This window comes from Flavobacterium erciyesense (assembly GCF_018069925.1).
Classification (GTDB): Bacteria; Bacteroidota; Bacteroidia; order Flavobacteriales; family Flavobacteriaceae; genus Flavobacterium; species Flavobacterium erciyesense.
Window position 1 is genome coordinate 14,292 of the sequence record NZ_JAGPXB010000019.1, and the last position, 23,329, is coordinate 37,620.

The 23,329-nt window shown below is 36.3% G+C and carries 22 protein-coding genes; 13 read left to right on the top strand and 9 right to left on the bottom strand.

Going from position 1 to position 23,329, the window contains the following annotated elements; genetic code table 11:
- Positions 1-324 precede the first annotated feature (324 nt).
- From KBJ98_RS14410 to KBJ98_RS14455, 10 genes are all read left to right on the top strand, one after another.
- Positions 325-1,551: a hypothetical protein gene (locus KBJ98_RS14410; RefSeq protein WP_210791684.1), complete on the top strand. Its 1,227-nt coding sequence runs from the start codon at positions 325-327 to the stop codon at positions 1,549-1,551.
- Positions 1,552-1,614: 63 nt separating this feature from the next.
- Positions 1,615-2,109 carry an uL18 family ribosomal protein gene (locus tag KBJ98_RS14415; RefSeq protein ID WP_210791686.1) on the top strand — a complete coding sequence of 165 codons (495 nt, stop codon included), beginning with the start codon at positions 1,615-1,617 and terminating at the stop codon, positions 2,107-2,109.
- Positions 2,110-2,113: 4 nt separating this feature from the next.
- A complete protein-coding gene (locus KBJ98_RS14420; RefSeq protein ID WP_210791688.1) occupies positions 2,114-2,512 on the top strand; it encodes a hypothetical protein in 399 nt (132 codons plus the stop codon).
- Between the two features lie 23 nt (positions 2,513-2,535).
- A complete protein-coding gene (locus KBJ98_RS14425) occupies positions 2,536-2,835 on the top strand; it encodes a CsgE family curli-type amyloid fiber assembly protein (RefSeq protein ID WP_210791690.1) in 300 nt (99 codons plus the stop codon).
- An 11-nt stretch (positions 2,836-2,846) separates the two neighbouring features.
- A complete protein-coding gene (locus tag KBJ98_RS14430) occupies positions 2,847-3,251 on the top strand; it encodes a curli production assembly/transport component CsgF (RefSeq protein WP_210791692.1) in 405 nt (134 codons plus the stop codon).
- A 1-nt stretch (position 3,252) separates the two neighbouring features.
- Entirely contained in the window at positions 3,253-4,650 is a 1,398-nt protein-coding gene (locus KBJ98_RS14435; RefSeq protein ID WP_210791694.1) for a CsgG/HfaB family protein, read from the top strand.
- Positions 4,647-6,185: a carboxypeptidase regulatory-like domain-containing protein gene (locus KBJ98_RS14440; protein ID WP_210791696.1), complete on the top strand. Its 1,539-nt coding sequence runs from the start codon at positions 4,647-4,649 to the stop codon at positions 6,183-6,185. Before KBJ98_RS14435 ends, KBJ98_RS14440 begins: the two co-directional genes overlap by 4 nt.
- 166 nt (positions 6,186-6,351) lie before the next feature.
- Positions 6,352-7,191, top strand: coding sequence for an OmpA family protein (locus KBJ98_RS14445; protein WP_210791698.1), 840 nt, complete (start codon positions 6,352-6,354; stop codon positions 7,189-7,191).
- A 98-nt stretch (positions 7,192-7,289) separates the two neighbouring features.
- Positions 7,290-8,468: an AIR synthase related protein gene (locus tag KBJ98_RS14450; RefSeq protein ID WP_210791700.1), complete on the top strand. Its 1,179-nt coding sequence runs from the start codon at positions 7,290-7,292 to the stop codon at positions 8,466-8,468.
- Between the two features lie 60 nt (positions 8,469-8,528).
- Positions 8,529-8,885, top strand: coding sequence for a hypothetical protein (locus KBJ98_RS14455; RefSeq protein ID WP_210791701.1), 357 nt, complete (start codon positions 8,529-8,531; stop codon positions 8,883-8,885).
- Positions 8,886-9,312: 427 nt separating this feature from the next.
- Here KBJ98_RS14455 and KBJ98_RS14460 read toward each other — a convergent pair whose 3' ends face one another.
- From KBJ98_RS14460 to KBJ98_RS14475, 4 genes are all read right to left on the bottom strand, one after another.
- The gene (locus KBJ98_RS14460) at positions 9,313-12,192 is read right to left on the bottom strand and encodes a M16 family metallopeptidase (protein ID WP_225899147.1); all 2,880 of its coding nucleotides are present in this window, start codon (positions 12,190-12,192) and stop codon (positions 9,313-9,315) included.
- A gap of 41 nt (positions 12,193-12,233) precedes the next feature.
- Entirely contained in the window at positions 12,234-12,710 is a 477-nt protein-coding gene (locus KBJ98_RS14465) for a DinB family protein (RefSeq protein WP_210791703.1), read from the bottom strand.
- 45 nt (positions 12,711-12,755) lie between these two features.
- The gene (locus tag KBJ98_RS14470; RefSeq protein ID WP_210791705.1) at positions 12,756-13,325 is read right to left on the bottom strand and encodes a hypothetical protein; all 570 of its coding nucleotides are present in this window, start codon (positions 13,323-13,325) and stop codon (positions 12,756-12,758) included.
- Positions 13,326-13,394: 69 nt separating this feature from the next.
- Positions 13,395-14,309 carry an ABC transporter substrate-binding protein gene (locus KBJ98_RS14475; RefSeq protein WP_210791707.1) on the bottom strand — a complete coding sequence of 305 codons (915 nt, stop codon included), beginning with the start codon at positions 14,307-14,309 and terminating at the stop codon, positions 13,395-13,397.
- Between the two features lie 275 nt (positions 14,310-14,584).
- Here KBJ98_RS14475 and KBJ98_RS14480 point away from each other — a divergent pair, with 275 nt between their 5' ends.
- The 3 genes from KBJ98_RS14480 to KBJ98_RS14490 all read left to right on the top strand — a co-directional run bounded on the left by KBJ98_RS14480 (position 14,585) and on the right by KBJ98_RS14490 (position 17,724).
- Positions 14,585-15,913, top strand: a complete 1,329-nt coding sequence (locus tag KBJ98_RS14480) for an ATP-binding protein (RefSeq protein WP_210791708.1) — start codon at positions 14,585-14,587, stop codon at positions 15,911-15,913.
- Between the two features lie 5 nt (positions 15,914-15,918).
- Complete coding sequence (locus tag KBJ98_RS14485) at positions 15,919-17,157, top strand: tetratricopeptide repeat protein (RefSeq protein WP_210791709.1); 1,239 nt, start codon at positions 15,919-15,921, stop codon at positions 17,155-17,157.
- Positions 17,158-17,283: 126 nt separating this feature from the next.
- Positions 17,284-17,724 carry a hypothetical protein gene (locus tag KBJ98_RS14490; RefSeq protein WP_210791710.1) on the top strand — a complete coding sequence of 147 codons (441 nt, stop codon included), beginning with the start codon at positions 17,284-17,286 and terminating at the stop codon, positions 17,722-17,724.
- A gap of 80 nt (positions 17,725-17,804) precedes the next feature.
- On the opposite strand, the gene KBJ98_RS14495 is transcribed toward KBJ98_RS14490, so the two are convergent.
- From KBJ98_RS14495 to KBJ98_RS14515, 5 genes are all read right to left on the bottom strand, one after another.
- Positions 17,805-19,052: a peptidylprolyl isomerase gene (locus KBJ98_RS14495; RefSeq protein WP_210791711.1), complete on the bottom strand. Its 1,248-nt coding sequence runs from the start codon at positions 19,050-19,052 to the stop codon at positions 17,805-17,807.
- Between the two features lie 23 nt (positions 19,053-19,075).
- Positions 19,076-20,200 carry a peptidylprolyl isomerase gene (locus tag KBJ98_RS14500; RefSeq protein WP_210791714.1) on the bottom strand — a complete coding sequence of 375 codons (1,125 nt, stop codon included), beginning with the start codon at positions 20,198-20,200 and terminating at the stop codon, positions 19,076-19,078.
- Between the two features lie 15 nt (positions 20,201-20,215).
- Positions 20,216-20,881: a gliding motility-associated peptidyl-prolyl isomerase GldI gene (gene gldI / locus KBJ98_RS14505; RefSeq protein ID WP_210791716.1), complete on the bottom strand. Its 666-nt coding sequence runs from the start codon at positions 20,879-20,881 to the stop codon at positions 20,216-20,218.
- A gap of 4 nt (positions 20,882-20,885) precedes the next feature.
- Complete coding sequence (locus tag KBJ98_RS14510; RefSeq protein ID WP_166136950.1) at positions 20,886-21,890, bottom strand: DHH family phosphoesterase; 1,005 nt, start codon at positions 21,888-21,890, stop codon at positions 20,886-20,888.
- Positions 21,891-21,971: 81 nt separating this feature from the next.
- Positions 21,972-23,213, bottom strand: coding sequence for a chloride channel protein (locus KBJ98_RS14515; protein WP_210791718.1), 1,242 nt, complete (start codon positions 23,211-23,213; stop codon positions 21,972-21,974).
- Positions 23,214-23,329: the final 116 nt, after the last annotated feature.

Consider the following 23,329-nt stretch of genomic DNA (forward strand, 5'->3'; position numbering starts at 1 on the left):
AATAAATACTTGGATTTATGATAAATTAGCAATGTCAAACCTAACTTTTAATGGTATTTATAATTTAGTACAAAAAAGTGTGTTATTTTATTTTACTACAGTGTAGTTCGTCGATGTAGGATTACTTTTCATCGAAAAATAATTTACTAAATTGAAAAACAGGTATTTATACGTGCTTTTTTTGATTCGTCTTTTCTATCTTTGATATGTTGAAAGACAAAAAAGATGTATTTTTTTGTTGTAAAATATGAAGAAGGATCCCCCAAATCACTTTTTTGAACCTACATAATAACTTGTATTAACAACCAATTAAATATATTTATTATGAAAAAAGTAGTTTTAAGCATCTCCGCGATGCTGATGTCCGTTATCGGATTTGCACAAGCCAATACAAGTACCGTTAGTTCTGTTGGAACAGGCAACAATGCAGCTGTAAACCAAACTGGTAATCTAAACGATTCTAAAGTTAATCAATTAGGGTCTAATTTCGTTGATGGAGGGCATTATAATAATGCTCAAGTAATGCAAAACGGTAAGAAAAACAAATCTGATGTTAAACAAGCAGGGGATCAAAATTTTGGCTCAGTTTCTCAATTAGGAGACAAAAATAAAGCAAAAATTGATCAAGGAGTTGGAAATGCAGAAACGAATTCGGCTTCTACAACTCAGGTGGGTGACATGAATACCTCTAGTCAAACTCAAAGATTTGACAATAACATGGCAACTGTATTGCAAAATGGTGATAGAAATAAAGCGACCCAAAATCAAAACTCAGGTCCAAATCAATCTCCTGGAAATACCGCACTTGCCATACAAAATGGTGATGACAATACTTCATGGCAAAACCAAGATGGAAGTAGTAATTCTGCTACCGTTAATCAATCAGGAACTAATCATGATGCCATTCAAGATCAAATGGGTTTAAGTAATGTGGCTTTATCGAATCAAAGTGGAGATAACAATACATCAACTCAAATGCAATCTGGTAGTGGTAATAATGCCTATGTATCTCAATCCAATCTTAATAATATTGCCGGTCAATCACAAGTTGGAGATAGTAACAGCGCTGTAATATGGCAAGACCAACCGGGATCATTAGGAAGCGATCAAGCTTATCAAATACAACAAGGAAATGGTAATTATGCAGCTGTAGATCAAGGTACTTCTGGAAACGATTTGCCTTTGGCAGCTGATTTTGGGTCAATTGACATTACCGCTGTAGGTGGCGTTACAGTTCCTTTTGCACCACATGGATCAAATTTGGCAGTTCAAGTACAAATGGGAGACAGTAATGTTGCCTATGCTAGTCAAGGCGGACAATTAAATCAATCGTACAGTTGGCAAGATGGTATTGGAAACAACACCAAAAGTTTTCAATATGGTAGTGGAAATATTGCTGGATCAGGACAATTAGGTGATGGCAATTTCTCAAGATCGTTGCAAATTGGAACATCAAACATGTCAGGCACTGGGCAATCAGGAACAGGTAATGTTAGTGCTACTTTCCAAAATGGAACTGCTAATACTGCTTTAGTATTGCAGTCTAACTAAAAATAATCTTAACTGGATGAATTGTTTAATGCAATTCATCCAGTTTTTTTAAATTTTCTCAAAATGAAAAAATTTATTGCATTTACCGGATTATTTTTTCTTTTCCAGTATAATAACTATGCTCAGGCACAGTTTGCATTAGCTGAAAATTATACTAAAGCTGAAACACAAATAATATTGTCAAATCAATATGAAAAAGCAATTGGCAATGTTGGTAATAATAATGGGGTGTATATACAGCAAATTGGGGATTTTAATTCAATAAGCACTAATGTACTTGCAAATAGTGCTGAAATAAAGCTTTACCAACAAGGTGATGGCAATAGTATAGCCGTTTCAAAAGAAGCTGTTTCGGTACAGCAAAGAATAATACAAAAAGGTGATAATAACACCGTTTTTGATTATGGTGGTTATTCTAATCATGCTGTTTCTTTAGATTTTATTCAAAAAGGGAACAATCAAAGTATTCATTCTTTTGGAAGCAATTCACTTTCAAAAGACATGAAAATAACACAAAGTGGTAATGGGTCAACAGTTATAATAGTCAATTTAAAATAGCACAATGTTTAGACTTAACTTTTTTTTATTCTTTTTTATTTTTCTCAATGGGATTAATGCTCAAGTGATTCAAGATGAGATTAAAGCAAAAATTGAAATTAAAGATGTGGAAGGGAATACTATTATTACAGGCACTGCTGAAAATATTTCAGATATTTTAAAAAGTGCTAGCTATAAATTAACTGTGATTAAAAAAAATAATATCAATAACAATCAAACAAATAATGCTCAAGAAGGTATGTTTACTTTAAATCGTGGTGAGTTTAAAAAACTTTCTTCTACTGAAATAAACATCGATAATGGTGATGAAGTAATTGTTATGTTGCTTTTTTATGATGAAAAAAAACAAATTATCAGCAAAGACAGAGTAGTGCTTGGCGAGCAAAAAAAAAAGATGAAATAAAAATACCTATTGATGGTTTTGAGTTGCGAGGGGTTGTACTCAACGAAACTAAGACACGAATTGGACAGGATTTTTATGATCGATATTATTACAAGTATAATGAAATTGGAGTAAATGCTAAGAAAATTGTAGTTATAAGTGAAGAATTCACATTTGCACGAAACACAAAAATTTTGATAAGTATAGACAATTCAGTAGTGTATGAGTTTCTAGCTCGTCCAGATGATGAATACTTAGAGTCGGTTGCACAAGAATCGGTTGAGGGTACTTATCAGTTTTTTAAAGAACTAGAAAAACAAAGCAAATATTTCATTCAATATTAATTTTTTTAACCATGAAACCAATTTTAACGCTTCTTTTTATTTGCTTTTTTAGTCCTGCTTTATTTGCACAGAGTTTGGTCTATAAACCAAGAAACCCTGCATTTGGCGGTGACACTTTTAACTATCAGTGGTTGATGAGCTCTGCTGAAAATCAAAATAAATTCAAAGATAAATCTCTGGAAAAAGTTGAAAAAACGGAACTGGAAAGGTTTACAGAGAGCTTGAATTCTCAATTGTTAAATCAAATCACTAGATCTCTTTTTACTCAACAATTTGGTACTTCAGGTGTAACTGAAGGGTCTTATACATTTGGAAGTTTGTCTGTAGATATTTATCCCTCAGAGGGAGGACTTAGTGTAACTATTTTGGATACCAATACAGGGGAGCAAACTACTGTGATAATACCAAAAAAATAGTATGAGAAATCAAAAGTATCTACTAATGACTTTGGTCATTATGCTTACGAGTTGTGGGGCTTATTTTAATCAACCCAATGGAGTGCAAAAAGCCGTTATAGGAGAGAGTACGCCAGCTACTTCGTTATTGAAAAATCTGCCTAAACCTCAAGAACCCGTGGTTGTGGGGATATACAAATTTAGAGATCAAACCGGACAATACAAAGAAGCCGAAACCGGAACTACTTTTAGTACCGCAGTTACTCAAGGTGCGACCTCAATATTGATTAAGGCACTAGAGGATTCCAAATGGTTTGTTCCAATTGAAAGAGAAAATATTGGAAATTTATTGCAAGAGCGTAATCTTATTCGTTCAACTCGTCAGGAGTATTCAAAAAGTACTAATCCAAATGAAGTTCAAATTACACCTTTGTTATATGCTGGAGTATTATTAGAAGGAGGAATAATTTCATACGATTCTAATATTTTAACAGGAGGTTTTGGGGCACGTTACTTTGGTGCAGGAGGATCTGTCAAGTACAGACAAGACCGAGTGAGTATTTATTTGAGGATGATTTCTACGGCTAATGGTAAAATCTTAAAGTCAGTTTACGTTTCTAAAACCATCCTTTCACAAGCAATTGACCAAAGCTTGTTTCGCTATGTCAATTTTAAAAGATTATTAGAGGTTGAAACAGGTTTTACTACAAATGAACCTGTGCATATGGCTGTTACAGAAGCTATTGAAAAAGCGGTTCAGTCTTTAGTATTAGAGGGTTTAAAAGATGGAATTTGGAAATCATCGGAACCTCAAAAAGCCGTAGATGATTATATAGCAAGTTATTCTAATGAGAAAGAAGAAGCTGAAGTTACTCTACTACATGGAAGAGATAAAACGGAAAAAAGAGGCCGTTTTGGTTTTGAGGCGGCTGCAGGGGTAACTTTGATGGACGGGGATTATAGCAGTCCCATATTTCGTCCAATGGGTAGAGTTGGATTTAAATATTTTTTTACACCAAGTTTTAATATAAGTACCTCGGCTTCAGTTTTCAAATTAGCAAATAAGGGTTTACTCGATGTAGGTTATGGTACTTTTGATTGTAATGCAGAACTAATTCTTTTGCCTAAAGATAAATTTACTCCCTTTTTATATGGTGGATTTGGTGTTGGAGCCAATAAAGTTTTTGATAATGTACATGCAAAGGTACAATATGGAGCAGGACTAGAATATCTCGTTAGCAATGTGGTTGGGATTAAGATTTTTGCTGAACAAAACGTTAATTTTAGTGATACAATAGACTACCTAGAACGAGGAATTCGAGATGATTATTATTTCCGTTTTGGCTTAGGACTAAACTATTATTTTCCAAATAAAAAAGTAAATCCAAAATCTGGTGGGATTTCAAATTTAAAAAAATGATGAAAAAAGAACATATCTTCAATTCGGCATTCGCAAAGACTGAAAAGCTAAGTTTTAAAATAGCCTTCGTGGCTTTACTTTTATTTTTCGTTTCCTGTGCCGAAGAAAAATTTGCAGGCGAAGAATTCGGTACAATTGAAGGTAAAGTCGTGAGTGCAGTCGATTTCAAGCCCCTTGCTAATGCAAAAGTGTTTTCTAACCCTAGCAGCAGTATTGTATTTACTGATGATCAAGGCAAGTTTGTCATAAAAGATGTAAAAGTTGGCGATTATTCTTTTGAGGCACAAAAAGACGGGTATATTGCTAAATTTGAACCAGCCACAGTGAACGCGAATAAAACAACAAATTTAGTTTTTGAACTGAAATTATCAACCTCAAACAATAAACCACCCACAACCCCAACTTTGGTTTCGCCTGCTGACAATGCCACTAATCAAGCTATCGAATTGAATTTATCTTGGACTGCCACAGATATTGAAAAAGACAGTTTGAAATTTGAAATTACTTTAAGAAAGGAAAATAGTACTGAAGTAGTTACGTATCAAAATGGAAGTAAGAAAAGTTTATTACTGAAAAACCTATCCTACAGTACCAAGTACTACTGGCAAGTTTCAGTGAATGATGGTATAAATCCAGCAGTTTTAAGTCCAATAAGAGCATTTACAACTACTGCTTTTCCAAATGGGCGCTTTTCATTTGTCAAAAAAGAAAGTAACAACTATGTGATTTACTCCGGCGATGATACTGGCAATCTTGTACAATTAACAAGTACAACAGTAAACAGTTGGCGTCCTCGAAAAAATAATCAAGCAAAAAAAATAGCTTTCATAAGATCTAATGGAGGTCAAAATCATATCTATACTATGAATTTTGATGGTACAAATGTCTTGAAAGTGACTAATTCTGTGCCTATTTCGGGATTTAATTCGGATTATATCACTTTTTCTTGGAACACTTCAGGCAGCCAAATCATCTATCCTTACTTTGACAAATTGTATCGCATCAATGCCGATGGAAGTGGCTTGACAAGATTGTATCAAACTCCAAACGGAAAATTCATTTCAGAATGTGACTGGAGTAATGATGGATCTAAAATTGCCCTAAAGGTAAATGATGCCAATGGTTACAATGCTGAGGTTTATCTTATCAATACTTCTGGAGCTGTTCTAAATCAAGTTGTATCTGGTTTTAATGGAGCTATTGGAGGTTTGAATTTCTCTGTAAATGGACAACGATTGTTGTTTACACGTGATGTTTCTGGCTTTGAAGCCGCCAATTACAGACAATTAGATAGTAGGGTTTTTCAAGCGGTGTTAAGTTCCGGCGTTATTACAGAAATGAATGCTGACAAACCTTTGGGAACTATAGATGTTGATGTCAGGTACTCACCAAACGAAGCTGAATTTATTTTGATGAATACCTCAAATGATGGGTTATCGATAAAAAATATTGTCAAGTTTAATCCAGCAATAAATAATGCTGCTGCTTCGCGAACTATTTTATTCAGTAATGCTAGTATGCCTGATTGGGAATAGAAATATTATTTAATGTACTACTTAAAAGAAAGCATCCTTTTTATAAGAAATGGATGCTTTTTTCGTTCTAGTAGCGAAGTAATGCTTCTGGTTTTTTAAAATGGTCCGATTTAGTTCAGATACAATCCAAAAGTTTACTATTTTGTACTAATGGAAATTAAAAAATATGATTAAATATTTATTCTTTGTTTGCCTACTATGGAGCGGAACAATATTTTCGCAAGACCAAGCTACTTTTTATTTTGATGTTGATCAAGATTATCTCAACCGTACCTCTGAAGTAAAATTTACCCGATGGTTACAAGATAATCAACAAATTAAAATTTCTCGCATTGAAGCCTACTGTGATAGTACAGCTAGTTTTGCATACAATAAACGGCTCGCTAACAGCAGAGCTGAGCACATCAAAAAACGGTTAGAAGAAAATACAATTCTTATCGATTCTACCGCAATTGTTGTAGCATTTGGAGATGATTTTATAGGAGCCACACAGCATGGAATTCACCGTAAAGTAGTTGTTTTTTATCAAAAAATAGTTCGAAATTCTGATTTGATAATTCCGTCATTGGTACAAAATGTAAACACTGTAAATCCTCTAGAAGCGCCAGTAACATTGACTTCAATTGACTTAACTACACAACTTCAAAAAGCGAAGGCGGGTGAATTTATAATTTTGCAAAATGTAAATTTTAAATTTAATTCCGAGGTGATGGTTGATCCAGCAGCTGATATTTTAAAAGAGTTACTGCGCTTTATGCAATTGGAACCAACTTTAAAAATTGAAATTCAAGGACATATATGCTGTAACAGCGATCCAAAGGATATTAAATTATCTACAAGACGCGCCAAAGCGGTTCGGGATTATCTTATTTCGAACGGCATTTCGCAGCAAAGACTCTCATATAAAGGTTTTGGAAGCAATAAACCACTATTTATACTTCCTGAAAAAAATGAAAAAGAACGAGCTGCCAATCGCAGAGTAGAGATTCTCATTGTCCAAAAATAGTGCAACAAATCCTAAAATGGGTTTCTTTATTCCTAAATCAAATTAGTATCTTTGCCCAACAACTAGCTGCCTAAAAGCAGACTTCACAACTAAATTACATGAGTTCAGATACTTCAAAAAGGTATGCACTTCGCGGTGTTTCGGCATCAAAAGAAGATGTGCACAATGCAATCAAAAATATTGACAAGGGTTTGTTTCCGCAGGCTTTTTGCAAAATTGTACCCGATTATTTAACTAACGATCCAGATCATTGCTTGATCATGCACGCTGATGGCGCTGGAACAAAATCGTCTTTAGCGTATTTGTATTGGAAAGAAACGGGCGACATCTCGGTGTGGAAAGGCATTGCACAAGATGCTTTGATCATGAATATTGATGACCTGCTTTGTGTGGGTGCAACCGATAATATTTTGCTGTCATCGACTATTGGTCGCAATAAAAATTTAATTCCTGCTGAAGTTATTTCAGCTATTATCAATGGTACCGAGGAACTTATTCAAGAGCTCAAAACCTTTGGTGTAACCATTCACTCTACAGGTGGGGAAACTGCCGATGTGGGTGATATTGTGCGGACTATTATTGTCGATTCAACCGTAACAGCTCGCATGAAACGCAAAGATGTCATTGACAACGCCAATATTCAAGCGGGAGATGTTATTGTAGGTATGGCCTCATTTGGTCAAGCTACTTACGAAAAAAGTTATAATGGCGGTATGGGTAGCAATGGCCTAACCTCTGCTCGTCATGATGTTTTTGCTAAATATTTGGCAGACAAATATCCAGAAAGTTATGATGCAGCGGTGCCCAATGAACTTATTTATAGTGGTCAGGTGCAACTTACAGATGCTGTAGCTAATTCACCTATCGATGCCGGGCAGTTGGTATTATCGCCAACTAGAACTTACGCGCCAATTATTAAGAAAATTTTAGACCAATATTCATCCAATGAAATTCACGGAATGGTGCATTGCAGCGGTGGTGCGCAAACTAAAATTTTACATTTTGTAGAGAACTTGCACATCATCAAAGATAATTTATTTCCGGTGCCACCTTTGTTTCAATTGATTCAGGAGCAGTCTAAAACCGATTGGAAAGAGATGTACCAAGTGTTCAATTGCGGTCACCGTATGGAATTGTACGTACCCGAAGCTGTTGCGCAAGACATTATTGCCATTGCTCAATCCTTCAATGTTGAGGCGCAAATTGTTGGTAGAGTGGAGGAAGCAACGGCCAAAAAACTCACTATTTCTAGTGAATACGGCACTTTCGAATATTAATAAAAATGTCAAAAGGCACGGTGAAAGCTGCTTTTTGCGATAAAAAATAAATTGTTACCCATGTACGAACTAGTTTTTTGGAAATACGAGGACGAAGTCTACCTCAATCACCAGCTTGTTTACGAGGCGCTGCTGGAGGAACAAACCGTTGAAGGTTTAGAGGAATTGCCAGTGCAAGTGATCTTAAATCGCTTGGCGACTGTTTTTTCTGGTTGGGAAAAAGTAGACGAAAACAGTTGGAAAAACACCAAAGGTAAAGGTGCTTTTCAAGTAAAAACCACACCGCAAAGCATCCAAATTGACTGCTACGGCACCGAGGGTAAAACCATGAATTTACTGGCTGACACACTCGAAGAGTTCAAATGCCCGTTGTACGACCCGCAAGTGCCACAGCGCTACGACGAAATGAACGACTAGTTTTTTTAGGAGCTATTTCCAGCCCTATCTTACAATCCGGTTTCAAAAAAAATATTTTTCTACATCCTGCAAGGAGCTTCCGTTGGTCGCTCTTTCAGGACTAGAAAAATTTATTTTTTTTTAAAACCGGGATTTCCAGTTCGGTCTGGGCTAGTGGCGTTTGTTGATGTAATGACGTGTGAGTTGTTCAGTTTGAGTTTATTCTAAACAGTTCAATTACCAAATAAAAAAAACAGAAGCAATCTTTTAAAATAAGATTGCTTCTGTTTTTTTTGTGCTGAAAATTAACTGCCTTGTTTAGCCGCGATGGAAGCGGCATCCTTGCTGGCAAATCCCGAAACTTCGGGATGGCCAGCAAGATACAGCGTACAGCGGGAGTAATTGTGTTCTAGGCAATATGCTTGTGCTACTAAAAATGCTAATCGCTTTATTTTGTCGTTTTAGGATTCAATAAAACGGGTTTGCCAAAACCTATTTGCTCCAATTTATTCAATTGTGTGGCCGCATCACCTACAATGAGGTAAATCATTTTATTGGCATTCAAGTACAAATCTGAGAATTGTTTCAGTTCATCCATGCTTATATTTTTCACGATGTTTTCTTGCTGTTTGGCGTAATCATCAGCGTAATTGTAATTGCTGATGTCGTACAGCATTTCAAGTTTTGAAGACAAGGTTTCAAAAGCTCTTGCGTTACTTTTGATGAGGTATCCTTTAGTAACTTCTAAATCATTTTCATTAAAGTTTTTGCCGTAGTTGCTCACGATATCTTTGATAAGCTGCACGGCCTCAAAAGTTACGTTAGAGCGCACACCACTTGCAATGGTAAACGGACCTTTGTTAGCACTGCCACTAAACGAGGAGCTGATGCCGTACGTATATCCTTTGCCTTCGCGCAATTCTTGCGTAAGTTGCGATGCAAATCCGCCGCCACCCAAACGGTAATTTAAAATTTGAGCTGGGTAAAAATCAGCGTCAGTGGCCGCTAAAGCAGGATACCCAATTCGAATAACCGATTGTTTTGCACCGGGTACATCGTAAAAATATATTTTCGAAGCGGTAATTTCTTTTGGTGTTGCTACCGCAGGAATACTAACATTTTTTGGCTCCCATTTTTTGTTTAAATCAGTGAGTGCGGCTATCGCGTCGTTCGAGGTAATCGCGCCTACAATGTGTAATTGCGCTAAAGTAGGAGTGGCATTTTGGTAGTAATAATTTTTTACGTCCTCTAGCGTGATACTTTTTACGCTGCTTTCAGTTCCCACACGATTGTTGGCCAAAACCGAATTGGCGCCATAAATTAATTTTTTATACTCATTTCTGGCAATGCTGTTTGGGTCGGCTTTTTGTTGTAAAATTTGACTCAAAGTACTTTGTTTGATGAGTTCAAATTCGGCTGCATCCCATCTTGGTTGCAAAATAATTTCAGAGACCAAGGCCATTGTAGCGTTGTAGTTTTTGGCCAAACTTGTTCCTGAAATAAGTATCGACTCGTCAGTGGCAGCAGCACGAATGGTAGCTCCGAGACTTTCGATAGCATTCTCGAGTTGTTCTGGAGTTTTGTTTTTGGTTCCTTTGGTCATTAAATCAGCCAAAATACTAGCTACGCCGGTTTTATTTTTAGGTTCTAATAATATGCCGCCTTTTAACTGCAATTGAAATTGTACAAGTGGTACTTCTTCATTGGCTATACCAAAAACTTTTAAACCAGATGATAATTGGTTTTTCCAAACGCTTGGCAAAATGACATCAGGGCTTGCGCCGTAAGGTGGCTCAATGCTACGATCAAATTTTGATGGCGTTTTTTTATAAGTAGCGGCAATGCTCGCATCAAATGCTTCCTCTTTTCCTTCAATAATTTTTTCTTCGACTACATCTGCCAAAATAGAGCCGTCAAGAATGAGGTTTTTTTGTCCTTTTGGTACAAAGCTGGTAGCCACAAAATTTTTGCCTTTTACATATTTTTGGTACACGCGCATCACATCTTCTCGCGTTACAGCTAAAATATTTTTTACATCTTGGTTGATGTATTCTGGCGTTCCCGCAAATATTTCATATTGTGCCAGCTGAAAACCTTTTCCTAAAACACTCGATAAAGTGGTGTAAAAGGCGGTTTCTTGGCCTGCTTTGATACGGTCTAAGTCTTGTTGTGAAATGCCTTCGGCTTCAAAATTTTTGAAAGCTTCTTCGATTCCTGCATGTACTAAGTTGAGGTTGGTTTGGTCAAAAGCAGTTACGGTAATCATGTATTGACCCGCTATTTCTGAATTGTATTGAAAAACATCAACACCATCAGTTAGTTTTTTTTGCTCGACTAACGTTTTATACAAAGGTGCTTTTTTGCCTTTTGATAAATAACTAGCCAAAACCTCTAGTGCATAACTATCCGGATGGTATTCGTAAACAGAAGGCCAGGTCAAGGTAAGTTGCGGTAGTTTGGCAAAATTATCTTCGTAAAATAGTTTTTTAGTAGTAGCTAGTGTAACGGCTTGTTTTTCCATTTTTGGGATCGCTTCACCTCGCTTGATTTCGCCAAAATATTTTTCGACCCAAATTTTAGTTTGTGCCACATCAAAGTCGCCCGAAATAGTCAACGTTACATTGTTGGGCACATACCAACGGTTGTAAAATGCTTTTACGTCCTCAAGTGTCGCGTTTTGTAAATCTTCAAGAGAACCAATAACTTCCCAGCTGTACGGGTGCGATGCTGGATATAGATTTTTTGATATCACAGAGAAATTGTGTCCGTAAGGTCGGTTGTCATAGCTCTGACGTTTCTCGTTTTTTACAACTTGTTTTTCTTTTGCCAAAACTGGTTCCGTAACTGTATTGATAAAAAAGCCGAGTTTGTCCGCCTCGGCCCAAATCATTTTTTCGAGAGCATCTTTCGGAACGGTTTGAAAATAATTTGTTCTGTCGCGACTAGTTGAGCCATTAGCACCTTCGCCACCAATGCGGGCACTCATTTTATCCAATCCTCCTTTTCCTAAATTTTCAGATTCTAAAAAAAGCAAATGTTCAAACAAATGGGCAAATCCGGTACGGCCTGCTTTTTCTCTTGCAGATCCTACGTGACTTGTGAGCGCAACGGCTACAACAGGATCAGAGCGGTCAATATGCAAAATAACTTGTAAGCCGTTAGGAAGTGTAAATTTTTCAAACTCGACTTTAAATTCGGAGGATTTTTGATTTTGAGCAAAACTGCTACCCCTACCAAAGATTAGGCAAGCTGCAAGCAAGAAGTAAAATGATCTCATGGAGTTGATTTTGGTTGTTTTTTGAGCAGTTAAAAGTACGTATAAATCCATAATTTTAGACAAGACTCTAATGAAAAACTAAAGATTAGAATTTATTTTGTAGTTGAGGCAATTAATTTTTTAAGCAAAACAATTTGTCCCAAATGGTAATAGCTGTGCTCGATGACTCCTTCAATATTTCTTAGGTAAGTTCCGTATTTGGCATCGATAAAATCTTCATCAAATACAGTATCGTTGAATTGAGCGACCGCTGCTGCAAAATCTTCCGCATTATTGATGAACTGAGTGATTCTTTGGTCCCAATCTTCAGCAGAAGTTACTGGGGTATCGTCATAACTAAATTGATCTCTGATGGTGAGTTGGCCCGTCTTGAAAGCGCTCAAAAGTCCTTCTAAATAATAATTAATGTGAAAAGTCAGGTTGCCAATGGTATTCAAATTTCCTATTTTGAAATTGGCTTCTTCCCAGCTTGTTCGGGTCAATTGGTCTTGATAATTGGTGTTGGCAATCCAAGTTCCGTTTAAAAAAACTTCGCGTAGACGGTTAGATAGGTATTGGTTTCGTTCCATGTCAAATAAATTTTAATGATGCTAAAATGCAAACAGTGGTTGGCTTTATAAAATTGCCTTTCGCCATTTGTACAAAACCAAACGCCTGCGATCGTCAATGTCATTCACTCTAATTTCGGTTACATCTTCTATTTTGAATAAAGAAGTTCCCAAATCCTCACCGTTTTTAGCAATGCAACGCAAGATGAAATCTTCTTCAGAGTAGGAGTGAACAAAGCCGGTGAAATATTCATTTCCGTTGATTTCGTAACTAGCAATTTGATCTGTTGCTGCAAATAATTGCGTTATGGCTTGGTGCTGCCAATAATCTGACAGCTGTAAATTTAGGTTAAACTGCGAGGGCTGATCTATGATATTGGAATATTCGATCAAACATTCCATTACTTTGGTGTAATCATCGTTAAAATCGACACTTTTAATATTCCCCACTTTGATAAAGATAATGCCATCTGCTTTTCCAAATCTTGTAAAATGACGAAACCCGATATATTCCTCGCTAATTTCAGTGATGTAGCCTACTAGCGAACCTTTGTCGCTGTTGTATTGCCAAATAGAAATTATTTCTTTCGTATCTCTGGATCTTTCGAATATGGATTGCATGATGGTTCCGCTCATAGTATTAGTTTTTTTTGGTTGTTATAGTTGTAAAATTTTTGAGTTTGATAGGTGTTTTTCGTTGGCACGTTAGTTATTGCAAAAAGTATTGTTATATAAAGTCTGATTTAAAATTTGCTCCTCTTCTAAATTATGAATTACGAGCCATTTCAAGAACGATTCAACACGTTCTGGTTTCATGAAACCCATGTTGTTTTCTTCTCCAAAATAGGGTATCGTTGCTTCAAGTGCTTGCGTAAGATCAATTGCAGGTCTATCTTCTTCAGTGACGTATTGACTCAAAATTGCAACTGCTTTTTCTTTATGCTGCGAAGCAAATAAATAACCACGTTGGGTTGCTTTTACAAATGCTTCGCATAGTTCAGCTTCGTCTTCAATCGTTTTTTGTGTAGTAATTACCACCGGCGAATATCCATACGGAATGCCAAAGTCTGTCATCGACCAACATTCTAGAGCAATGTTTTTGTTCTTTGCCTCAATACCTTCCCAATTGTTAAAAATCCAAGTTGCATTCGCTTGTTTGGATAATAAGGTATTCCAAATTCCTAATTTGGCGGGATAAGAAATCTCAAAATCACCTGTTCCGCCGTCGTTTTTCACGAGTTCTTGCACAATTTTGTCTTCGTATCGGGCTTGGTAGGATGCGTAAATTTTTCCATCTAAATGACGTGGACTTGTCATTTTTGAACTTGACAAAGAGGCTATGCTGCTCAAATCTTCCTGTAGCAAAGCATATATTGCGCGGGCCTCAACTTTGTTGGCTTTGTTGTTTAAACTAATCACGGTTTCAAATGGTGCTAGTACAAAAGTGGCGAGATCCAATTCGAGTTTCTTGCCTGGTGTGAATTGGTAATTATCGGTTAGCGGACTTCCTATTTCAAGATCTATTCCTAATTCTGTGTAATATCCTAATTCTTTTGCGACTAAAATCCCTATGTGGTTTACGTTGGGAGTCCAATCTAAGGCAAGTGTGATTGTTTTCATGAAAGTAAAAATGTTGTCAGTTTATTTTGTTTTCTCTGTAAAAAAGAACTTTCAAATATAATAATTTACTTTCAAATAATTGTGGCTGGAGTTTATTTCATCAATGGTTTTTAGTGGACTTTGGAAAGCTGAAAATTTGAATATTTTTGATACATTTTATTTTTTTTACTGAAAAGCTTGAAGAGAAGATTTAGATTGATTTTTAAAAGTAATTTGTGACAGAATTGAAAAAGAAGTCCTAAATTCGTTATTCAAAATTTAAAAATATACCCGTAATGGATACTATCGATAGCTTAGAAGAAGCCTTACAGTTTTCACCCAATAATATTCCCTTAAGGCTGTTGCTTGCCAACACTTTAGCAAAAAAAATCCGTTTTTCAGAGGCCGAGGCTCATTATTTGGCCATCTTAAACTTAGATTTCAATCACATTGAGGCCAAATTAGGTTTGTCGTCTGTTTATTTTCAGCAAGCGGCTTACTCTAAAAGTATCGTTATTTTAGAAGACGTTTTGCGCATGCAGCCTTCAAATGTGACTGCATTACTTTTATATACACGTGTTTTGGTTCAAGAAAACTCTATTGCTGATGCTATTGAAAGCTATCAAAAAATACTGGCCATACAACCTCAATTTCAAGATGAAGAGTTAGATGCTATTTTAAAAAGAAGTACTTTAACTGAGGCAAAACCATTTGGAGCCAATGATGACGATGCTAATGAAGCGATCGAAAAAGCTTTTATAACGACCAAACCTTCTATCAATTTTGAACATGTTGGCGGAATGGAAGAAGTGAAAAAGGAAATCGAAATGAAAATTATCCATCCTTTGAATTTTGCTGATTTGTATAAATCGTATGGTAAAAAAACGGGTGGAGGAATTTTATTATATGGTCCTCCGGGTTGCGGAAAAACTTTTATTGCTAAAGCTACCGCTGGTCAAATCAATGCTAATTTTATTACCGTTGGGTTGAATGATATTTTGGATATGTGGGTGGGCAATAGTGAGAAAAATTTGCATGAAGTTTTTGAATATGCCCGTCGCAACACGCCTTGTGTTTTGTTTTTTGATGAGATTGATGCCCTTGGCGCCAGCCGAAATGATATGAAACATTCCAGTAGCAAAGTATTAATCAATCAATTTTTGCAAGAGTTGGATGGGGTTGATACCTCCAATGATGGTGTACTAATTTTGGGAGCAACCAACGCACCTTGGCATTTGGATAATGCATTCAGACGTCCAGGCCGATTTGATCGTATTATTTTTGTACCGCCGCCAGATGATGCTGCCAAAGAATCAATTTTGAAAATTAAATTAAAAGACAAACCACGGCAACAAATCGATTACAAAAAAGTAGTAAAGTCGCTCACCGATTTTTCAGGGGCTGACATTGGTGCTGTAATTGATATTGCCATCGAAAAAAAGTTGGAAGTTGCTTTTAAAACTGGAATTCCTGAACCGTTAGGGAATCAGGATTTAATTGAAGCATCAAAAAAACACAAACCGAGTACCAAAGAGTGGTTTCAAACGGCGAAGAATTTTGCTTTGTACGCCAACGAGTCGGGATTGTATGATCCTATTTTGCAGTTTTTAAAAATAAAAAAATAATACCGATGACGGATGTAATAATGGAAAGAGCCTACGTTCTTTTTCAACAAAAGCGATATGCCGAAGCAGAGAAAAGTATACTCGAAGTTTTGGCAATTGAGCCGGGCAATACACAATGTTTACTGATGTTGGCCGAAATTAAAATTGATAGTGATCGCATTGAAGAGGCGCTTTCAATAGTAAATGATGCTATTGGTTTGGATCCTGATTTTGACCCGTTATACCATACCAAAGCACGCATTTTACTGGAAAAAGGTCAGCCAGATGCAGCGTTGCAAGTATTGAACGAAGCCTTGATTCTAGATCCTTATGAACCGGATTATTACGCGCTTCAAGGTTTTATTTTGAATACAAAAAAAGATTTTACAGCTGCACTAGAAGCAGCAAATCAAGTACTCGCAATTGATGCATCGCATATTTTAGGACTCAATGTTCGCAGTACGGCCTTGCTAAAACTCAACCGAAAAGAAGATTCATTCGCTACTATTGAAGAAGCTTTAGAACAAGATCCAAACAATGCAAATACACATGCCAATTATGGCTGGGGTTTGCTTGAAAAAGGTCAAAATGATAAGGCTTTGGTCCATTTTAGAGAATCTCTTAAAAATAATCCTAACTCCGAATACGCACAAGCGGGAATGGCAGAGGCGCTGAAAGCCAAATACATTTTGTACCGTTGGTTTTTGCGTTATAGTTTTTGGATGCAAAACATGACCTCTAAAAATCAGTGGGTTTTCATTATAGGTTTCTACTTATCCACTAAAGGTCTGCGCGCTTTGGCAAATACGAACGAAGTTTTAGATACTTATTTGTCACCAATAATTGTATTGTTAGCCATCTTTGCTTTCTCCACATGGGTGATTGCACCTTTGAGTAATTTGTTATTTCGCTTAAATCCCTATGGAAAACATTTGCTTACTAGCACAGAAATAAAATGTGCCAATTGGGTAGGAGGTAGTTTGCTCTTGTTGCTTATTGGTTTAGGCATCTTGTTTGTAAACATGAATTTGGGTACCGTTTTGATCGCTTTTGGGTTTTCGATGATGCTGCCTTTGGGCAAGTTGTACGCAAAACCAAGACTGTTTTTTACAAGTTATGCCATTGGTTTAGCCCTTTTGGGATTTGCCTCAATTGCAGTTGTAGTTGCTACTAATGAGTTGTATTCTATTTTTAGTGCTATTTACATCTTGGCATTTATCGCTTTTCAATGGTTGTCTAATTTTTTTATTATGAGAAATAACTAATTTGCTTGGGGCAAAATTGGTAAAGTAAATAGTGAAAGTTGCTTAAATCTTTACGAACTTTGCGGTCTTAAATTGGTGATTTTTCTAATGTAGAGACCACTTGATAATTTTAATTAAATTAAAAACATGAAAATAAATCCAAAAATCGGAATTGACAAGCTCATTTTCGGAATGAAACAAACTGATGTGACGTCAGCTTACGGGAAACCGGATCGCAATTACAAAGACGAAGACAATAATGTTATTTTTGCTTATAACAAATTAAAAATGCGTTTGACATTTTACGTTGAAGAGGATTTAAAATTGGGATATATCGTAGCTTCAAGTCCGGAATTGCTTCTTTTTGGAAATAAAATAATCAACAAAAAGATCAGCGATGTAAAAAAAGATTTGACTTCAAAATCAATTACAAAGTTCACTCAGGAAGAATTTGATACTTTTGAAAATTATTTCAATGAAGAAAATTGGATGATTTTCCAGACTGAATTTGATGAGGTAGTTAAGTTTGAAATTGGCGCCATTATCAATCAAAAAGATGAATTTGACTGGAAATTTGGCAAAAAGTAATCTTGTTCAAATAGTTTAAAAAAAATAAAAACCCGCTTTAGCAATGTTAAAGCGGGTTTTTTATGATTTTGATTAAAGATTTACTCTTGTTTTTCGCGCATTTCTAATTCGAAAATGAGCATTGTATTTGGCGGAATCACGCCACCTGCGCCACGTTCGCCGTAAGCGAGGTTAGAAGGAATAAAAACAACTGCTTTGTCACCAAAGCCCATATTTTCAAGCCCTTCAATGAAACCAGGAATCATTCCGTCTTTTTTACCAGCCTCGAATGGAAAAGGGCGGTAGCCGTTTTGAGCAGCGCGATTGGCATCGTATTTTCCGAATGTTTTGTTCACTTCTTCCATGCTGCTATCAAATAAATTTCCATCTTCAAAAAAGCCCGCATAATGAAAGTAAAAGGTTGTTCCAGCAGCTGGTTTTACTCCCGTTCCTTTTTGAGTTATGGCATACATTAATCCAGTCGGAGTTGTGGTAGCAGTAGTTTTTAAATTGGCAAAATAGGATTTTTTATTTCCAATTACAGCACCGTATTTCTCATTATAAGCTTTTTTAGATTGTTCTAAAAAGGCCATTTGCTTTGCTTTTGCCTCAGCATTTGCTGCGTCTTGCTTTTTTTGATCTTCCGCTTTGTTTTTAAAGTAATCAGAGAAAACTTTTGGAGCATCGAATTTTTCTGCTAACGGTCCTTTGCGTGTGATGGTCACTTTTGTGATTACGTCGTTTCCAACAATAGCGTTAACAATTGGCATTCCTTCAGTAACATAACCAAAAACGGTGTGTTTTCCATCCAACCAAGGTGTGTCTTTGTGAGTGATAAAAAATTGACTTCCATTGGTAGCGGGACCTGCATTTGCCATTGACAATGTTCCTGCTTTATTGTGTTTTAAATCAGTTATCTCATCTTTGAAAGAGTACCCGGGACCACCTGATCCGTTTCCAGATGGATCTCCACCTTGAATCATAAAATCATTTATTACGCGGTGAAATTTTAAACCATCATAAAACGGTTTTCCTTTTAAACTTTCAACAGTAACATAAGGATGTTTTCCTTCAGCAAGTGCAATAAAATTGGCAACAGTAACCGGTGCTTTTTTAAAAGCGAGTTCCAATACAATATCTCCTTTGTTAGTAGCAATGGTAGCATAAATAGCATCTGTTATTGCTGGTTTCACGGCAGGTTTTGCAATAGGTTTTGCAGCTACTTTTGGAGTAACTTTCGCTTTTGCGGCAGTAGTAACTGTTTTTTTGGCAGTGATAGGTTTTTTAACCGATTGTGCTTGAAGGCTTACGAGTCCAAAAAGAAATACAAGAAGCAATTTAATTTTCATAGTGTTCATGGTACGTGTTAATATTATTGAGGCATTTTTTCTAAAAGTTCAATTTCGAAGATAATGTTAGCGTTTGGTGGAATAACACCACCAGCACCAGCAGCTCCATATCCTAAACGAGAAGGGATAAAAATTATAGCTTTATCGCCAAATGATAACTGTTCAATTCCTTCGATAAAACCAGCAATCAATCCTTCTTTTTGTCCAGCAGTAAACGGAATTGGTTGGTATCCGTTTTGCGCAGCTCTATTTTCGTCGTATTTTCCAAAGGTTTTAGCCACGTTTCCAATGCTTGTATCAAACAATTCGCCATCTTCTAGGAATCCTGCATAATGAATAAAAACGCTTGCACCATTGGCAGGTTTTTTGCCTCCTCTTTTACGTGTAATGTTATATTTTAATCCGCTTGGTGTTATGGTTGATTTGCTTTTTAGTGCCGCAAATTCCGCTAGTTTAGCTTCGCGAACAACTTTGTATTTCTCGTTATAAATACGTTTGTTCTCTGCGTCAAGCGCTGCTTTTTTCTTTTGGTTTTCAGATTCTACAGCAAAATAATCTGTAAAAACTTTCTCTGCATTGAACTTTTTGGCTTTTTCGCCATTGCGAATTATGGTAACCGTTTTAATGTAGTCATCTTGCTGAATAGTATTGACTACGTCCATTCCTTTTTCTACAACATGTCCAAAAATGGTATGTTTGCCATCTAGCCAAGGAGTTGCTAAATGAGTGATGAAAAACTGACTGCTGTTAGTTGCTGGACCGTTATTAGCCATTGCTAAAACACCACCTTTGTCAAAACGTAAATCTGAAAATTCATCTTTGAATTTATACCCAGTATCTCCTGAACCTGTTCCCAACGGATCACCAGTTTGAATCATAAAATCAGCTATCACACGGTGAAATTTTAATCCATCAAAAAAGGGCTTGTTCTTTAAATTTTCATTGGTTACAAAGTCATTTTTTCCTTCGGCAAGGGCCACATAATTGGCTACAGTTATTGGTGCTTTTTCAAAATCTAATTGAACAATAATTTCACCTTTGTTGGTTTCAATTTTAGCGTACAATCCGTCTGGCAAATTATTGTGATCTTCCTTACATGAGTATAAACTCGCAATAGCTACTAGGGCAATTAAAATCTTTTTTTTCATTGTTGTTATTCTGATTTAGTTTAAGCTGTCGGTAGCAAGTTTAGTACCAACTTTGATCTTTTTTGTTTTTTTAGGTTTGACAATACTATCAATAGGTGCAGTTGTTGGGCTTGAAATCGCCATTTTGTATTTATTTTCAGGCATGAAATCACGTAAAAACACAGAACAAATTAATGGTTGATTGGTTCCAATTTTTTTGTTGTCGCCTCGATATCCATAGGCCATATTTGATGGAAAAAGGAAGTTGACTTTTTCGTTTTTACGCATGAGTTTGATACCATCACGTAACCCCATCAAAATATTTTGTTTGTCAACATAATAGGTTTGTGGAGCCAATTCCGTTTTACTGTAAATTACGTTTCCAGATAAATCTTTTATTTCGTAATCAAATAAAGCAACATCTCCTTTGATTGGTGTTAGAGTATCCGACACATTTCGGGTTTCATAGCTATACCAATAGCCTTTTTTAGATGCTAGATAAACAATATTGGGATTGTTTTTGATTACGTTTTGGATTTGCAATTCTTCAGTAGCTACTAATTTTTTATTCCTCAGAATTGATTTTTTCATAAAACTACCTGATGAATGCGATATTGGTCTTCGTGCATCTTGAGACTGCTTGCAGCTGCTTATGAGCAATAACATAATAATTACGAGGGCAATAGGTGTGCTATTTTTCATAGAATTAGATGCTTATTTGTGTTAGTAAGGCTTCAAATTTTTGTTGCGTTTCTTGTAAAGATAGGTCTGATTTACCACCTGCTGCATTGCGATGTCCGCCACCGTTAAAGTGATCACGAGCAAATTGGTTTACATCAAAATCACCTTGGGAACGGAATGATATTTTGATAATGTTTTCGTCTTTGTTTTCAATAAAAATGGCCGCGAAGTCAATTCCTTTGATACTTAATCCGTAATTAACAATTCCTTCGGTATCACCTTTTATATAATTAAACTCGTCTAATTCTTGCTGGCTTAAAGTTATGTAAGCTGTTTTATATTGCGGATGAATGATCATATTTTGCAATGCTCTTCCTAATAATTGTAATCTATTGTACGAACTGTTATCAAACAGTAAACTAGGAATAGCTGTGTTGTCAACCCCTAAATCTATTAAATCAGCAACAATTCGGTGTGTAGTTCCTGTTGTTTTCGGAAAACGAAATGAACCAGAATCGGTTAAAATACCTGTGTAGATGCAGGTTCCAATGGTCGTGTCAATATCTTCTTTTTTTCCTAAATAGGATATAAAATGATACAGCATTTCGCAAGTAGATCCATAGGCGGTATCGCTAAAAGTTACCGTTGCATAATCATCCGGTTTTTGGTGATGATCAATCATTACAAAAGGAGCGGTAAGTGTTTGTAACACTTGTTCCATTTCGCCCGTGCGATGAAAAGCGTTAAAATCGAGTGTGAAAATTAAGTCCGCTTCTTGTAATATCGCTGTACAATTGATTTTGTCTTTTTCGTAGATTTTGATAGTATCTGAACCCGGCATCCATGCTAAAAAATCAGGGAATTCATTTGGTGAAATAACAGTGGGTTGGTGATTGTTTTTGAGTAAAAAATGATACAATCCTAAGGTTGAACCCATAGCATCACCGTCTGGGCCACGGTGCGGGATGATTGCAATTTTTTTTGGACTAGCCAATAGCGACTCTATCGCTTGTATATCTTGTGTATTCATAGTTTGCGAAATTACATTTTTTTGCGCTACTATTGAAATCATTTATACAATTAACAAAGTTTTTGAGAGTAAGTAATCAGCCTAAAATTTGAGTTGTAACCAATGGTAAATTTTCATTTTTGGTCCGCCCAAAATTTGTGATTTATAGATTCCAACGGGGCCCGAAAATAGGTAAGCAACTGCGCAAGCCAGCGCAATACAGATGCCGCTTTCTATTCCAAAAAGTTCAATGCCCATAACAGAGCAAGCAATTGGTGTGTGAGTTGCTCCTGAAAATACAGCAACAAAACCTAGTCCTGCCAACAACGCAATTGGTAAAGGTACAAAAACAGATAAGGCGCTTCCTAAAGTAGCTCCTACTATAAATAAAGGAGTCACTTCGCCACCTTTAAAACCAGCACCAAGAGTAAAACTTGTAAATAGAATCTTTATGGCAAAATCTTGTATGGCATTTGCTTGTACAAATGCTCCCGTAAGCATTGGTATTCCTAAACCAATGTACTTTGTGGTGTCAATTGCATAAACTACGATTGCAATTACGATTCCTCCAATAAAAGGGCGTAATGGCGTATAAGTTACTAAACTGAATATGCGCGACCAAAATTGTGTACTTCTGGAGAATAGCATTGATGCAAATCCAAATAAAACACTGCATCCTACTACCCAAAAAATTACGCTCATGCTCAATTCAGGAACTTGAGGAATGTGATAATGCGTATGTGAAACGGACCAAAGCAGTACGGTATAGTGCGCCACATATGCAGTGATAAAACTCCAAATAATACTTTTCGGTCGTACTCCACTAAAATAAACAACTTCTAAAGCAAACAATGCACCTGCAAGAGGAGTACCAAAAACGGCTGCAAAACCTCCACTGATTCCCATAATTAAGATGGTTTTGCGATCAATTGCCTCTAATTTAAAAACGCGGGTAAATTGATCGGCTATTGCTGCTCCCATTTGCACTGCGGTACCTTCTCGACCGGCAGAACCTCCAAATAAATGCGTTATTAAAGTTCCGATTAAAACGAAGGGCGCCATTTTTAAAGGAATTGTTCTTTTTGGCTGCTCGTATTCTTGTAAGATTAAATTATTTCCTGCTACTATACTTTGCCCGTAATAGTGGTAAACTAAACCTATGAATAAGCCGCCGATTGGTAATAGCCAGATAATTTCAGGTTGTTGTTCTCTAAGTTTTGTAACCCAATCTAAACTCACCAAGAAAAAAGCTGATGCGGATCCTGCTGCAACACCAATAAGTAAAGCAAGCAAAAGCCATTGTGCTATTGCAATCAATTTTGGTGGTAATGGGACAACATTCATAAAGTGGCTGACATTTTATTTACAAAAGTACCACTTTCTCAATAAAAGAAAGTTACAAAGTACGATGGTTTAGTAGTTGGAGAGCTGTACTATTTGAATTTAATTGTTTGTTTCTC